The sequence below is a fragment of the Thermopirellula anaerolimosa genome, from assembly GCF_054657335.1.
In genome coordinates this window covers 2,349,756-2,364,728 of the sequence record NZ_BAAHYX010000006.1, presented here as the reverse complement: position 1 = coordinate 2,364,728, position 14,973 = coordinate 2,349,756, and the positions used below count along the sequence as shown (strand labels likewise).

Annotated in this window: 11 protein-coding genes; 9 read left to right on the top strand and 2 right to left on the bottom strand. The window is 63.3% G+C overall.

The genetic code is table 11. The features are described 5' to 3' along the window. Nucleotides 1-310 precede the first annotated feature (310 nt). Together ACYQ6J_RS14540 and tnpC are read left to right on the top strand one after the other, a co-directional pair. On the top strand, nucleotides 311-1,336 hold the full coding sequence (locus ACYQ6J_RS14540) for a hypothetical protein (protein WP_460184909.1): 1,026 nt from the start codon (nucleotides 311-313) through the stop codon (nucleotides 1,334-1,336). A gap of 728 nt (nucleotides 1,337-2,064) precedes the next feature. Further along, nucleotides 2,065-3,528 (top strand): IS66 family transposase, encoded by a 1,464-nt coding sequence (tnpC, locus tag ACYQ6J_RS14535; RefSeq protein ID WP_460182980.1) that lies wholly within the window; start codon nucleotides 2,065-2,067, stop codon nucleotides 3,526-3,528. Nucleotides 3,529-3,539: 11 nt separating this feature from the next. Here tnpC and ACYQ6J_RS14530 read toward each other — a convergent pair whose 3' ends face one another. Beyond that, on the bottom strand, nucleotides 3,540-4,037 hold the full coding sequence (locus ACYQ6J_RS14530) for a DUF6790 family protein (RefSeq protein WP_460184908.1): 498 nt from the start codon (nucleotides 4,035-4,037) through the stop codon (nucleotides 3,540-3,542). A gap of 156 nt (nucleotides 4,038-4,193) precedes the next feature. On the opposite strand from ACYQ6J_RS14530, the gene ACYQ6J_RS14525 reads away from it, so the two are divergent. Next, nucleotides 4,194-4,520, top strand: a complete 327-nt coding sequence (locus tag ACYQ6J_RS14525) for a hypothetical protein (RefSeq protein ID WP_460184907.1) — start codon at nucleotides 4,194-4,196, stop codon at nucleotides 4,518-4,520. A 376-nt stretch (nucleotides 4,521-4,896) separates the two neighbouring features. Continuing rightward, a complete protein-coding gene (locus ACYQ6J_RS14520) occupies nucleotides 4,897-7,344 on the top strand; it encodes a beta-L-arabinofuranosidase domain-containing protein (protein WP_460184906.1) in 2,448 nt (815 codons plus the stop codon). A 75-nt stretch (nucleotides 7,345-7,419) separates the two neighbouring features. On the opposite strand, the gene ACYQ6J_RS14515 is transcribed toward ACYQ6J_RS14520, so the two are convergent. Further along, a complete protein-coding gene (locus ACYQ6J_RS14515; RefSeq protein WP_460184905.1) occupies nucleotides 7,420-10,440 on the bottom strand; it encodes a hypothetical protein in 3,021 nt (1,006 codons plus the stop codon). A gap of 367 nt (nucleotides 10,441-10,807) precedes the next feature. On the opposite strand from ACYQ6J_RS14515, the gene ACYQ6J_RS14510 reads away from it, so the two are divergent. From ACYQ6J_RS14510 to frr, 5 genes are all read left to right on the top strand, one after another. Then, on the top strand, nucleotides 10,808-11,092 hold the full coding sequence (locus tag ACYQ6J_RS14510; protein ID WP_460184904.1) for a transcriptional regulator: 285 nt from the start codon (nucleotides 10,808-10,810) through the stop codon (nucleotides 11,090-11,092). Nucleotides 11,093-11,485: 393 nt separating this feature from the next. Further along, entirely contained in the window at nucleotides 11,486-12,268 is a 783-nt protein-coding gene (gene rpsB / locus ACYQ6J_RS14505; RefSeq protein ID WP_460184903.1) for a 30S ribosomal protein S2, read from the top strand. A gap of 140 nt (nucleotides 12,269-12,408) precedes the next feature. Then, nucleotides 12,409-13,239, top strand: coding sequence for a translation elongation factor Ts (tsf, locus tag ACYQ6J_RS14500; RefSeq protein ID WP_460184902.1), 831 nt, complete (start codon nucleotides 12,409-12,411; stop codon nucleotides 13,237-13,239). 7 nt (nucleotides 13,240-13,246) lie between these two features. Continuing rightward, nucleotides 13,247-14,020, top strand: coding sequence for a UMP kinase (gene pyrH, locus ACYQ6J_RS14495; RefSeq protein WP_460184901.1), 774 nt, complete (start codon nucleotides 13,247-13,249; stop codon nucleotides 14,018-14,020). Between the two features lie 100 nt (nucleotides 14,021-14,120). After that, on the top strand, nucleotides 14,121-14,681 hold the full coding sequence (gene frr / locus ACYQ6J_RS14490) for a ribosome recycling factor (protein WP_460184900.1): 561 nt from the start codon (nucleotides 14,121-14,123) through the stop codon (nucleotides 14,679-14,681). Nucleotides 14,682-14,973 lie beyond the last annotated feature (292 nt).

Sequence of the window (14,973 nt, the reverse complement as noted above, 5' to 3'; positions counted from 1 at the left end):
CCGCAAAGTCCTCTCCGACCTTTGCGACGCTCTTCCATTCCCGGCGAGCGACGGTTCCGCAACCGTCCACGAAGAAGCCGCCCGTCGCGGATTCCGTGGGACAAACAACTGCGGTCGATTGAAGCGAAAACGACGGTTGTGACGGAAGGAGCGGCGGCGGCCTGGGCGAAATGAAGCGATTCTTTCCAAATAATCGGCAATATCCCCGGGTGAGCGACCGGTATCAGCTAGACTTCCTTAGTCCGCTATAGATGAACTGCGTCGAAGGAATGGAACGATAGAAAATAGAATCCAATTAAGGAGTAGTAAAATGTCGAGCCAAAGTCGCTCTGCGTCCAGGGTGTTCGCGGTGATGGTGGTCTTCGCCGCGGTGCTCACGCCGTCGGAGATTGCCCGGGGCGCGGAAGCCCAGTCGAAGCGGCCTGCCGACTCCGGCACCATGCACACGGTGACGGCTTCGGTCGAGTATTCGACGGAACGGGCGGCGGGCAAGCAGGCCGCGCTGTCGCCAGGCGAGTTCACGGTTCCCGAAGGCTACTCGGCCGGTCGATTCCGTTATCGCTGGGCCGACCCGAAAACGGGCCGCACGAGCGACCGGCTTACCGCGACCACGGTCTATTCCATCACGCAGCGGCGCTATATGTCGGAACTGAAAGACGACCCCAACGCCGTGCTTCCGCCGGGCAAGTACAAGTTGGTCGTCGGCGGACAACCGGGGGCGGTCGGCACGTTGACCTACCGCTTGACGTCGCCGGCTGACCGGCCGAGTCCGCCCGACCCGCAGGCTCGAGCGGGCGATCGGATCATCGACGTCGAAACGTGGTTGAGCGGGCCGATTAACGATTACAACCCCAAACTCAAGGCGACCTATGTCGTTCGCCGAGAGAAGGTCAGCGGCACGATGGACCAGCTTGTGGAGCCTCCCAAGTACGGCCGAGGAATCACGTGTGACCCGCTGCCTCATAAAGGAACATTCACCGGGCGGATCGAAGGCAACGTAATTGTCGGTAAGTGGGACATCGAGATATTACCCTACAAGATGCATTTCGCGCCTGTCCCCGAGTCCAACATACCGGCGTACGAGCGCACCGATTCGTGCGTGATGAATTACGAGATTCGGCTTACGCTCCATGCCGATGGCACGGTCTCGCAAACTTGTAAAGGAACGATAGAAACGCGACGGGAATGGGGAGCTACTGCGCCTGTTGACCTGAAAGTCCCTCCCGTCGACACCCTCCCGTTTGAAATCCCAAACGAACACATCCCCGACCCTTTGACAGGCCGATGGAAGGAAAGAGCGACGCCTCGCGCTAGCGGCAACGAGGCGAAACCGTAGCACCTTTTTCATGGTCAGGCGTTGCGCCGCCGCGTGTCGCCGCTCAGGCGAAGAGTTCGGCGCCGCCCTACGGCCTCCCCTTATAGCCGAGTAGTCGAGCAATCGGATATAAAGAGCGAATACGGCAAGCGTTCCATACCGGGCAGGAGTCGCAATACTCGATGTCGCGTGGAAACTACACAACCTTTAGAAACCCCTCAACAATCCTCCGCGACTTCGGCGGCTCGAGTATCTCGGTTTTGTTTTCGGCCTTAAAGGGCGGATGAGCGGGGGTTTGTAAGGGCTATATGTTTTCTATGTCGCCCGGTTTATCGGGCCGTCGCCTCGTGAGCGCGCACTATCAGCGCTCTATCCCTCGCCGGGCAAGGTCATGCTCCGAGGGATCGGCAGGCGGTGAAGGTAGATATTCGCCTCGATCGCCACGCTCAGGCCATTTCTGCAAAATCGTTGCAAACGCGCTTCAAACGCCTCTTTCGTCGTCTCCACCGGGCCGGACCATAACTTCCGCCCACGCTCTGTGGTTATGTACACGTAACTGGACACGCCACCCAAGTCGATGCCACAATAGTTTACGGCCAAGCTCCTTCTGTTGGTAAAGGGACTGACAAAACGTAATCCACAACGTCAGTATCCCAACCGATGGACGCGAGCTTGGCTCACTGTACCAGTTTACCGCCCTGCGAATTGATCTTGCCCTGTGAGCGGCGGTGAGTCAAGCTGTTGGGGCCATGGATGGTCGACGCCCCACCTACGACGAGTTGCTGGCGGAGAACGCGGCGCTCCAGGAGCGGGTCGCCGAACTGGAGGCGCGGAATGCCGAACTCGAACGTCAGGTCGCCCGGCTGACCGCGCAGGTCGAGTCGCTGCTCAAGCGGCAGGCGGAACTTCTCCAGCGGCTGGAAGAGAAGGAGCGTGGCGGCAAGCGGCAGGCCGCGCCGTTCTCGAAGGGGCCGCCGAAGCCGGACCCGAAGCCGCCTGGTCGCAAGCCCGGCGATGACTACGGACAGCACCATCGCCGCGCGATCCCCGAACAGCCGCCCGACGAGGTCTACGACGTGCCGCTCCCGCCGCAGTGTCCGAAGTGCCATTCGAGGCAGCTGGTGGACGAGACCACGCAGCCGCAGTGGCAGACCGACCTGCCGACCCGGCCCATCGTGCGGCGGTTCGACATTCACTGCGGCCACTGTGCCGACTGCGGCGCGCGGGTGCAGGGGCGACACGCCCTGCAGACGTCCGACGCCCTCGGTGCGGCCGCGAGTCAGCTCGGTCCGCACGTGCACGCGGCGAAAGCGATCCTCAACAAGGAACTCGGCCTCTCGCACGCCAAGATTGCCCGGCTGATGCAGCTCCTGTTCGGCATCACGCTCAACCGCTCGACGTCGTGTCGCTCGATCCTCAGAACAGCGGCGAAGTGTCAGCCCGCCTACGCCCGGATCGAAGCCAAAGTCCGCGGCTCGCCGGTCATCAAGAGCGACGAGACCGGCTGGAAGCTGGGCGGGGTGCTGCACTGGCTGCATGTGGTGGTGAGTGACGACGCGGTGCTGTACCGCATCGATCGTCGCCGCGGACACGAGGTGCTGGCCGAGATCATCGGTCTCGACTACGCCGGCACATTGATCCACGACGGCCTGGCGAGCTACGGCCAGTTCCGGCGGGCCCGCCATCAGCAGTGCCTGGCGCACCTCCTGAAGCGCTGCCGCGAGTTGCTGGAGACGGCGACCGCCGGCGCGGTGCGGTTCCCGCGCGCCGTGAAGAAGCTGCTCCAGCGGAGCCTGTCGGTGCGGGACCGGTTCCTCGCCGGGCATCTGACCCCGGCGGGGCTGTCGTCGCTGCGCGGCCGGCTGACCGCGGCGCTCGAACGGTTGGTGACGCCGGTCAAGCGTCATGCCGGCAACGAACGGCTGGCGGCGTTCCTGGAAAAACATCGACCTGACGTGTTTCGCTTCCTGACCGCTCCCGCGGACATCCCGGCGACGAACAACGAGAGCGAATTCGAACTGCGGTTCAACGTGATCGCCCGAAAGCTCAGCGGCGGCAACCGCTCCGAGGCCGGCCGGCTGGCCCAGCAGACGCTCCCCTCGATCACCCGCACCTGCCGCAAATTGGGCCGTGAACCCTACGAGTTCCTCCGCCAGACCCTCTGCTCACCCACCCCGCTCCCGCTCTACACCACGAACAGGGCGGTAAACTGATACGGCTCACTTCATAGCTTCTCCTTTGCCATGCCGCCCATACGAATATGTGCCAGAAGTAATCCCAGAACGAGAAGCGGGACAGCAATATCAAAAAACAATATAGGACCCGCGTTCCCAGGATTGAAGTTGCCCCGGCCAATTATTTCGCGAATGTGCACAAAGGCAGCACCGAATAGAAACACAGAATGGCTTATAGCTGGAGCGACCCAGAACCAACCTCGCAGCCAAATCGATAAGATTCCCAGAATTGCGATACCTAACGACGCAAATCCTAGTTCAATCTGAAAAGGGGAACCCGTTTGCCATCCTATGTAGTTCGCAATACGATCAGGTATGAGAATGTGTGGTATCGAGGTCACGACAGCTCCAAATCCCCACTCAACGCAAAGGAAATAGAGGAGGAACACCTCGACGATACGTTCCTTGGTACGAGGGACGGATTGGAAGATATAGAGGTGAGCGCCGGCCCCGACAACAGTGACGAGGAAAATAATAATGAAGATCATCCATGTCCTCCCAAATTAAGCAGTCTCCAGAGAAACAGACTATCTCTGTTTCACGTTTGTCTACCAAAGCTGTTGGCTTCCCGCTAACTTACCTTATGTCACGATTTCCCGGGGTGCGAGTATAGCCGGCGGCAGTCGTTACCGCAAGTGGCAAGTATGCAGAAGCTGGGCGTGTTCGCCACGAATGGAAATGTCCCCCGCTGGGGGTTCATGGAACTGCTGAATCGGGCGGCGAAGTGGACGGTGCGAGGAGCGACTCGGGATCGCCGCGGCGCCGTGGACTGCGGCTTGCCGCTGACTATGGACTGCGGTGGCTCGCCGCCGCTTTTCAAAGCGGCGGCTTTGCTGCCGCACTCCAAGCCCGCTGCCGCACTCCAAATTTACCGCTACATTCCAAACCCGCCGCTGCATTCCAAGCTGTGCGGACAATTAACAGAGACATTGCTATTCACGTCGCAAGGGGTCATTTTCATTCGGGTGTGATAGACCGACCCCGGCGAGGCGTCGCTGGAACGGTCACGGAGGGTTCCACCGCTCTTCTTCCCGCGCGCGGCGGCGCCGAGTAATGTTTCCGACAGGACTTGCCCGGAGCGTTTCCCAATCGTCTGGACCCGCGGCGAAACCGGTGGGCTTGGCATCGCGGACGCTTGGCGCAGCCGAACGCTTTCCGGGCGTTTGTCGGTCCGCTATATTCGCACTAGAAAGGCCTCGGGCGGCGGTACGGCGACGTCCCCGCGATCATCCTCCGCAGGCTCCGCCGCAAGAAGAAGGAGAACGCTGCATGCGCTACGGGAACATGGTGTCCTCACGCACCCGAAAACGGGCGTGTATCGGTTTGGTAATGTTAGGAGTCGCGTGGATGGGCTTCCAATCGTTGGCCGGAGGCGAGGAGCGTTCGGGCGAGGCGACGGTCCGCGCGGTGAAGACCCCGGACGGTGCGCGAGGAATCCGCCACTATGCGGCCAATCGTCCGCCCTTGGTGCCCAGTCCGCTGGCCAAACTGCCGGTCGGGGCGGTCCGCGCCCGGGACTGGTTGCACACGCAATTGGAATTGCAGGCCGACGGTTTCGTTGGGCACTTGCACGAGGTCAGTCGCTTCCTCGATCCCGAGGGAAACGCCTGGCTCAGCCCCGCCGGCGAAGGCGAGACCAGCCATTGGGAAGAGGTGCCCTACTGGCTGAAGGGCTACGGCGATTTGGCCTACCTGCTGGAAAGGCCGGAGATGATCGCCGAGACGAAGCGATGGATCGAACCGGTGATTCAAAGCCAACGCGAGGACGGCTATTTCGGTCCGCGACGCAACCTGCGGGTGATCGGTTCGCCGCACGGCCTGAAGCCCGACGTCTGGCCGAACATGGTCATGCTCAACGTGCTGCAATCGTATCACGAATACACGGGCGATCCGCGCGTGCTGGAGTTGATGCGGCGCTACTTCCGCTGGGAGTTGGAGTTGCCGGAAGAGGATTTCCTTTTGCCGTACTGGCAGAACCAGCGGGCAAGCGACAATTTGGCGAGCGTTTATTGGCTGTACAATCGCACGGGCGACCCGTGGCTTTTGGAATTGGGAGAGAAGATATTCCGGCGGATGGCTCGATGGGACCAGGGCGTGGCCAATTGGCACGGCGTGAACATGGCGCAGTGCTTCCGTGCGCCGGGCATCTTCTATCAGCAGAAGGGTGATCTTGCCCTGCTGGACCGGGCATGGCTGAACTACGAGGACATGCGGCGGGCCTACGGACAGGTGCCGGGCGGTTTGTACGGAGCGGATGAGAATTGCAGGCCGGGCTACGTCGATCCCCGCCAGGCCGCCGAGACCTGTGCCATGGTCGAGATGATGCTCTCCTGCGAGATGCTGGCGGCCTTGTCCGGCGACGTGCGATGGGCCGACGTCTGCGAGGACGTCGCGTTCAACTCCCTGCCCGCCTCGATGACCCCCGACCTCAAGGCCCTGCGCTACCTCACGTCGCCCAATCTGGCGGTCTCGGACGCCAAGAACAAGGCGCCGGGCGTGCAAAACGGCGGTCCCATGTTCTGCATGGACCCCTACGATCACCGCTGCTGCCAGCACAACGTTTCGCACGGTTGGCCGTACTTCGCGGAACACCTGTGGATGGCCGCGGCGGGGGATGGTTTGGCCGCCGTGCTGTACGCGCCGAGTTCGGTCCGCGCCAAGGTGGGAGCGGAAGGCCGGGAAGTCGTCATCACCGAGAAGACGCAGTATCCGTTCGATGAAAGCGTCGTCTTCACGTTGGCCGCGGATGCACCCGTCGCCTTCCCTTTGTACCTGCGGATACCGAACTGGTGTTCGAAGCCGACGCTCCGCCTGAATGGCGGTGAATTGCCGACCCCGAAAGCCGCGGCGGGCGGTTGGTTGGTCGTGGAGCGGACCTGGCGCGACGGCGACGAATTGGCGTTGACGCTGCCGATGTCGATTCGCCTCCGCGTGTGGGAAGCGAATCACAACAGCGTTTCCGTGGACCGCGGACCGCTCACGTACTCGCTGAAAATCGGCGAGCGCTACGTCAAGTACGATCGCACTGAGAAATGGCCTTCCTGGGAGATTTACCCCACCACGGATTGGAACTACGGCTTGGTGCTGAGCGATCCGCCCGAGAGCGGCTTCGAGCCGATCCGCCGCGATTGGGACGGCGTCGGTCAGCCGTTCACCCCGGATGCGGCGCCCGTCGCGCTCAAGACCAAGGCCCGCAAGATACCGGAGTGGCAACTCGATGCGTACGGGTTGGCTGCCCCGTTGCAGGCTTCGCCGGTGCTATCCGAAGAGCCGACGGAGGAGGTGCTGTTGATTCCGATGGGCTGCGCGCGACTGCGAATCTCGGCCTTTCCGGTCATCGGCTTCGGTGCGGATGCCAACCGCTGGAAACCGCCGGAGGTCCCGCCGATTGAGGCCTCGCACTGTTTTGATAACGATACGGTGGCGGCGGTGAACGACGGGGTCGTGCCGCGGAACTCCGGCGATCAAGGCCTGCCCCGATTCACGTGGTGGCCGCACAAGGGAAGCTGGGAGTGGATCACGTACCGCTTCGACGCGGCGAAGAAGGTGTCCGCCGTGGAGGTCTATTGGTTCGACGACACGGGCGGGGGCGGTTGTCGCGTCCCCGAGGCCTGCCGCGTGCAATGGTGGGACGGAAACGATTGGCGGGAGGTCGCACCGCAGTCCGGCCTCGGGACCGAAAAGGACCGCTTCAATCGGCTGGAGTTCGACCCCGTCGAGACCACCCGCGTTCGGCTGTACGTCAAGCTGCAACAGGGCTACTCGGGCGGAATCCTGGAGTGGCGAGTGGAGTGAAGGCCGGCGGCGGCGAGGATCGGGCGGCGGGCGCAGTGGTTGCGGCGATCTCGATGTTTCGCGGGCAAGCGACGGTCATTCCCCGGCGGGCGCCGTTTGCGCGACCGACCGAACGGCGGGTCGCCCGGCCAGCGGTCCCAGCGGCTTCGCCGTCCGGATCACCAGATCGTCCAAGCATGCTTCGCCCAAGCCGGTCATCAGAATGCGCAGGCGCAACTCGCCCGATTGCGTCGCCGCGCGATCCAGGCGGAACGGTCGCCAGCCCACCGTGCGAGGGATGCGGGCAGCCAAGGCGTCTCCGCCGATGGAATCCTGAATGACGAGGCCGTCGGGACTGCCCGACATGGGCCGCGAAATGTAGACCCAGCCTTCGATCCGCACCAGGTCGCCGGCTTGCACGGCGACGGGCGGCGACTCGCACCAGATAGGCGGAGACTCGACGTTGACCGCCGGGCGCTGGGGATCGCTCGGCAGGGCCGACAGGCACAGGCCCAGGTTTCCGGACCTCGCCGCCGAGGCCGACAGACGGGCACGCGATTCCGCGCCCGGCACGGGATACTGATAGACCTGCCAACCCGTCGAAGACCAAGCCTCGGCGCTTTCCATGTCGCCGCCGGGCAGAAGATTGTCGCCCCAGGCCGCAGCGGCGCAACGATCACGCCAAGCCAAGTACCAAGGCAGCGTCTGGAAGGATAGGGCCAACGGGTCGGTCGTGGGGTCGGCGGCGGGATCGAGTACCGATTCCCACAGTACCCGGCGGAGCAAGGCCGGGGGGCGGATGGCGCGCTGATATTGCCGGATGGCGTCCGCGGCGTCTCCCCGCCGCTGCGCCGCGTCGCCCGCTTGCAGGCTATCCGCCGACATGCGGAACCACGCCTCGGCGTTGGCCGGGGGATTGCCGCTTCGCGCCGTCTGCTCGTACACGGCGCGGACTTGCCGCAGGGTATCGGACGCGATCTCCTTCCACAATTCGGCCACGCGCGTCGCCGAGACCGAACCGCGCTGGGACAGATGGTGCAACACCAAGGAATCTTGCGTCAGGACGACCAGCGACGCGGGCCCGCACTCGCTCAGTCGCACGCGCATCCCCCCCGTCACCCGTTCGGCATCGAGCGGGGCCATATTGCCGGGCAGTAGAAAGTACGCGGAATAGGCGTCCGGCACGCCCGGCACCACGAAGGCGACGTCTTGCGAGGCCGATTGTCCGGGGACAAGCTGCGAACCGGGGCCGATCCAAAGCGGGATCAAGAGCCGCGCGCGATCGGTGCGGAAGAGGGCGGCGGTGATCTCGGGCCGATTGCTTTCCACCATGCCCACGAATTGCCCGCCGGACAGGAAGGGTTCCACGAGCGCCAACTCGCGATTCGCCAGTTCCATCGCCGCCGCGCGGAGGCGCGCGGCTCGATCGGCGGAATCCAAGGGCGAGCGCGAGCGGTAAATCAGGCCCCGCGCTCCCGCGGTCAACGATAGATACGTCAAGATTCGAATCTGCTCCGGTTCCAAACCGTCGATGTCGGTCGTATCGATACCTGCTGCCCGCCATTGATCGACCAAAGCGGGGTCCGGTTGCGTCTGGACGGTCACCCAAGCGGGCGTGCCGGGTCGAGGCAGCAGCAGGCGTCCTCGAAGCCAGTCGGCGTAGTCGCGAAACGTCAGGGCCGTGTAGGCGGGTTCGCGTCCGAAAACGAGGATATCCACGGCGCGACCGACCGTGCGAAGATCGGTTTGCGGACGTGCCGCCAGGAGTCGCCCTGACGTCCCGTCGCGCCGCCGCAACTCATCCGCCGCCTGACGCAAGGCGGTCACGTCCGCCGCGGAATTCTGCTCTCCCAGGTCCCAGGCCAGGATCGGCTCCAACAGCGGACCGGGGGTGCGCTCGAACCCCGGCGTTCCCGTCGCGGACAAAAAGGCGGGGTCGGGTCGGGTGATGACCCACATCCCCCGATCCCTCGCCTCTCGCAGCAGGGACTCGCTCGCCTGCTGCGTCCAAACGGCGTTGAAGCCCAAGCGTTGCAGAAAGTCGAGCGGTTCTCCCCGATGTTCGACGCCGCGGACGAAGAACGGTTGCCCGTCGATCCGCAACAACGACCCCTCCAAGGCGATCCGCGCCCGCGGGGACGCAGCGTCCGCGCTGCCCGCCGAATCGCCGCGAATCACCGTCGTGAGGGGCGGCGTTTCCTCGGCGAAGGGCGTGTTGGACCAACCCGCCGCGGGCAGGACGTTGCCATCGCTCGGCGGCGAGGTGAACGGATCGCGCGGCGCAAACGCTCCGGGAGACCCGTTCGGAGCGGCGATGCCGACCGGAGGCGCGGGTGGAGGGGGGCCTTCCGCATCGCCGATCGCCGGCGGCGCGACTCGTCCGCTCAGGGAAACGTCGCCGATCCAGACCTCGTTTTCGCCGGGTCCGCCGTAAACGTTCAGCACAATACCGTTGATGACGGCGCCCCGGGGATCGATGGACAGCCCGCCCAATTGCAGCCGCAAGGGACGGATCTCGCGTTCCAGTCCGAGGGGGACCTCGGTAACGCGGAGATCGGTCCAGGCGCCCGCCACGCGAAGGACTTCGCCCGGCACCAGCAGGGCCAGCGGGTTTCCCGTCCGGCGATCCAGGGTCCGAGGCAAGGCAACGGAAAAGAAGACCTGAACGCCGGGTCGGGCAGCGCGGACCATCACTTTGCAGGCCGATTCCTCGATGACCGCCGCCGGGGAAATGGGGTGGAAATAATAGACGGCGGTGCCGACTCCGGCAGAGATCGCGATGCGTTCGACCGGTTGTCCCGGCCCAATCATCTCGATGCGATGGAGCGTCTCTTGAGCCGCTGCGTCGCCGCCCGCATAACTCCAGCGAAACGAACTCGAGGCCCCGTCGGATGGATTCCCCACGGCAGGATCGGTCAACTGGCACCGTGCCGGGGTCGCAATCAGGGCAACGATCAGCAGGGTAATCGCGGCGAGCAGGGGACTGCGGATAGGATGGAGAAAACGCCGTAAGCGTTTTCGGTTTGCGGAATGCTCCGAGGGCGGTCCCCGAAACGTACCCCAATCCGCGCGGCGACCGTCGCGGCAAAAGGCCGCCCCTGCGCGGACTGCTGCCACGGCAAGCCGAGGCTCGCGATCGTTGGCACATTGGGCGATGGTTGTGACGACGGGTCGGGGCATGGCGGACGGGCGGCGGCAATCCAACGCCGGCGCGAGACGCCTCCTCCTGAGGCGCCGAGATTCGGCCGCGTAAGTCCCGCTTTTACCACGATTTGTTGCTTTGGACCAGATCAACTGTTGACGCAAGGCAACGCGCCCAAATCCGTCGCAAACATGCAACGTCGTCTTAAAGTCTTACAATATCGAGACTTTGGTTCGTTTTTTTGCTCCCCGGCGGCCTTGGAATCAAAGCTGCCTGTTTCTTCTCCCGAAGCAAGACGGACATCGTTGGCGACCCGGCGGAACAACTGAAGAGACGACACCCATGACGCAGCCCCGATTCGGAAAGCAAGAAGAACAGGCGACCATCCCCCCCGAATTACAGGAGTTGGTGCAGGCCATTGGTTCTCTCCCGGACCCCTACCGGAATCGGTTGCAGGGACCGCTCGGAAGGGTGGTGGATAACGCTCGCCGCCGCCGGCAAATCCTCAATTTGGTGCAAGACGCTTTGGGCGAACTGCGATTGGACATGAAATACCTGCTCTTCGATCTGGACGCCACGCGTCGCGAACGCGACGAGTATCGCAGAAAGCTTGAGCAGAATAAGTAATATAGGTCGATGAAATAGTTTTATGCCGGCAAAGACGCCCCCCGACGCGGCTGCGGCGCCGGTCTGATCTGGGGTACGAAGCACCTCCTCCTCCCGTGTTTTGAGAAAAGCCTGTCTTTCACGAGACGGGCTTTTCCTGCTTTCTTGATGGCAAGAAACCCTCATTCCCCGGGAATTGCGCCCGACTCGCTTCGTCGATCCGTTTTTTGCCCGCATCCCCCCCACATCGCGGCTCTAGTTGACCCGACCGGTCGTGGACACTATTCTTAGGGTTCTACCCTGCGCGAGCGGTCCGCGTAGGGGGAATCGCAAACAGACCGGGTGATTCTTTTGTTAACGCCGACCCCTCGTTGCAGGGAAAACACGTCGGTGTGCCCTAGTTAGGAGCAATCCGTGGCTACCATTCTGGTGAAGGATCTGATTGAGGCGGGCGTCCACTTCGGCCATCGCGCCAGTCGTTGGAATCCCAAGATGCGCCCGTACATCTACGGACGCAGGAACGAGATTCACATCATCGACGTGCGGGAGACCCTCCGCGGTCTCTTGCGGGCAAGGAAATATCTTCAGAACGTCGCGTCCAAGGGGTCGTTGATTCTGTTCGTGGGCACCAAGCGGCAGGCGGCGGACATCATCGCCGAACAGGCGAAGCGCTGCGGCATGCCCTTTGTCAGCGATCGCTGGCTGGGCGGCACCCTCACCAATTACGCCACGATTCGCAGTCGATTCGCGCGTTTGGAGGAGCTGGAAAGTCTCATCCACAGCGACGCGATTCACACCTATTCGAAAAAGATGCAATCGGCCCTCAACCGAGAGTACCGCAAAATCTACCGTAACTTGCACGGTTTGCGGACGATGGAGCGATTGCCGGAATGCCTGGTGATCGTCGATCCCAACAAGGAAAAGAACGCCGTGCGCGAGGCACGCAAGTTGGGCATCACCACGGTGGCTTTGATCGATACGGATTGCGACCCGGACGACGTGGACCTGCCCATCCCGGGTAACGACGACAGCATGCGTTCCATCGAAGTGGTGTTGACGGTGCTGGCGGACGCGGTGATAGCGGGTCGGGCCTCCGCCGGACTGCTGAAGGAAGGCCCGGTCGCGCCGGCGGCGGAGAAGCCCGCCGAACCGGAAGCCGCTCCGCAGCCTGCTCCATACCCCAACCCCGTGGAGTGAGCGTCGCCGCGGAACCGCCGCGGTCTAGGTCCCGCGACGGGGTGAGCTAACGACAATTCCCGCCGACCGACCGCCGGGCGAATCGCGTCCGCAGTGGCAACTCGGCGATCCTTCGTACAACCTAGATGGGAGATCGAGTCATGTCGCAAATTTCCGCCGCCGTGGTGAAGGCGTTGCGTGAGCGTACCGGGCTGCCCATGATGGATTGCAAGCGGGCCTTGGAAGAGGCGGCAGGCGACGCCGAAAAGGCGATCGAAATCCTTCGCAAGGCCGGCCAAAAGGTCATGGAGAAGCGGGCCGACCGCGAGACAGCCTTCGGGCGGATCGCGATCTATCAAGACTTCGACGGCAAGAAGGCCGCCATGGTCGAACTGCTTTGCGAAAGCGCGCCGGTCACCAAGAGCCCCGACTTCATCGACTTGGCCGAGGATATGGTGCGACAATTAGCGCAGGGTCCCGGTGCCCAATCGGCCGAGGAACTGTTGACCCAGCCCTCCGCCAAGGAGCCTGGCAAGACGTTGAAGGATCGCCTGACCGAAGTCGTGAATCGCATCCGCGAGAGTTTCCGCGTGGGGCGAATCCTGCGTCTGGACGGTTCGTGCGGGGCGTATCTGCACCACGACGGCAGCAAGGCCGCCCTGGTCGAGGTCGAAGGCGGCGACGCCGAGTTGGCCAAGGAGATCTGCATGCACGTGGTGGCCATGCGGCCCAAGGCCATGACCCGCGACGAACTCGATCCCGCCCTGGTGACCAAGGAGCGAGAGATTTTGACCGAGATGACGCGGCAGTCCGGCAAGCCCGAGAACATCATTCCCAAGATCGTCGAGGGCCGCATGAAGGACTTTTACGCTCAGAACTGCCTGGTCGATCAACCGTTCGTCAAGGAACCGGGCAAGTCCGTCCAGCAATTCGCCGGCGACCACGGTATGAAGCTCGTACGCTTTGTATATTGGGAAGTCGGCAAGGAGTGATACGCCGATGACGGAAGGAGAAACCGCCGCGGAGGCGGGCAAGTATCGCCGCGTGGTTCTGAAGATCTCCGGCGAAGGCTTCGCCGTGGGAGGTCAGCGCGGGATCGCGATGAGTTGCGTCGTGGATTTGGCCGAGCAGATCGCCCGCGCGTCTCGCAGCGGCGTCCGCATCGTCGTCGTTCCCGGCGGCGGCAACATCCTTCGCGGGGCGCAATTCAAGGCGGGGAGCGCGGCCATTCAAGAGGCTACCGCCCACTACATGGGCATGTTGGCCACCGTCATCAACGGCCTGGCCCTGCAAGACGCCTTGGAGTCGCTGGGCGTCGAGACGCGATTGGCTTCGGCGATCCGCATGGAGAACGTGGCCGAGCCTTACATCCGCCGCCGTATCGACCGGCACTTGGAGAAAGGCCGCGTGGTGATCGTGGCGGCGGGGACGGGCCGACCGTTCGTCACCACCGACACCGCCGCCGCCCAGGCCGCTTTGGAGTTCAACGCCGACATTCTGCTCAAGGCCACCAAAGTGGACGGCGTTTTCAGCGATGATCCCGTTCGCAATCCCCACGCCGTGCTGTACGGTCGCCTGACGTACGCCGACTATTTGGCTCAAAATCTTCGCGTGCTCGATAAAGAGGCCGTCACCAAGTGCGCGGAGCACGGGATGCCGATTCTGGTCTTCAATTTTCACAAGAAGGGGAACATCGAGCGGGCGATTCGCGCGGAGTCGGTAGGCACGCGGATCGGCGACGGGGAGCCGACTGCGTCCTCGCCCATCGTCTGAAACGACCGGGCCGAGGGGGGGCTTCGCCCCGCCGCGACCTCCGCCTCGCCGCGCCGCGCAAGCGAGGTTCGCGGTGCCGTTTGCCCAGGAGATTCGCGCCATGACCGAAGATGAAATCCTGCTGACCGTGGAAGAGAAGATGGAGAAGGCCGTCTCCGTGCTGCGGGAGAATCTGGCCGGTATTCGCACGGGCCGGGCCAACCCCGGCTTGGTGGAAAGTCTCCGCGTGGAGGCCTACGGCGCGCCGGTCCCGCTCAAGCAATTGGCTTCCGTGGCCGCCCCCGAGCCGCAGCAGATCGTCATCCGCCCCTACGATCCGGGTACGCTCAAGGACATCGAGAAGGCGATCCAGGCCAGCGACCTGGGGTTCAATCCGCAAAACGACGGTCGCGTCGTCCGCATCAACATCCCGCCGCTGTCCACCGAAGTCCGCCGCAAAATGGTCGCCCGAATCAAAGAGTTGTGCGAGGAGGCCAAAATCGCGGTGCGGAATATCCGCCGCGAAGGCAACAAATGGGCCGACCAGGCGGAAAAGGACAAGGAGATCACGGAGGACGACCGCGACCGCATCAAGGAGCGGATCCAGGAGTTGACCAAGGAGTACGAGGAAAAGGCCAACGAATTGGCCCAAAAGCGGGAAAAGGACGTCATGGAGGGGTGACTTCCGGCGGTTGCCCGCGGGCACCAATCACCGCTCACCGCTAGCGGCTCCAGTCAATGTTTGATCACGTTAGCGGCCCCGCCACCGCTAGCTTACGCTAGCGGCTCTAGTTTTCTTGCGATTAAGCGAGCCGGTCCAAACACCGCTAGCTGACGCTAGCGGCTCTAATGATTGTTTGATTACGCGAGCGGCCCCGGCACCGCTAGCTTACGCTAGCGGCTCTAGTGATCGTTCGATTGCGGCGGCGGGTTGCGTGAATGGCAATCCTGGAGCCGCCGGCGTGAGCCGGCGG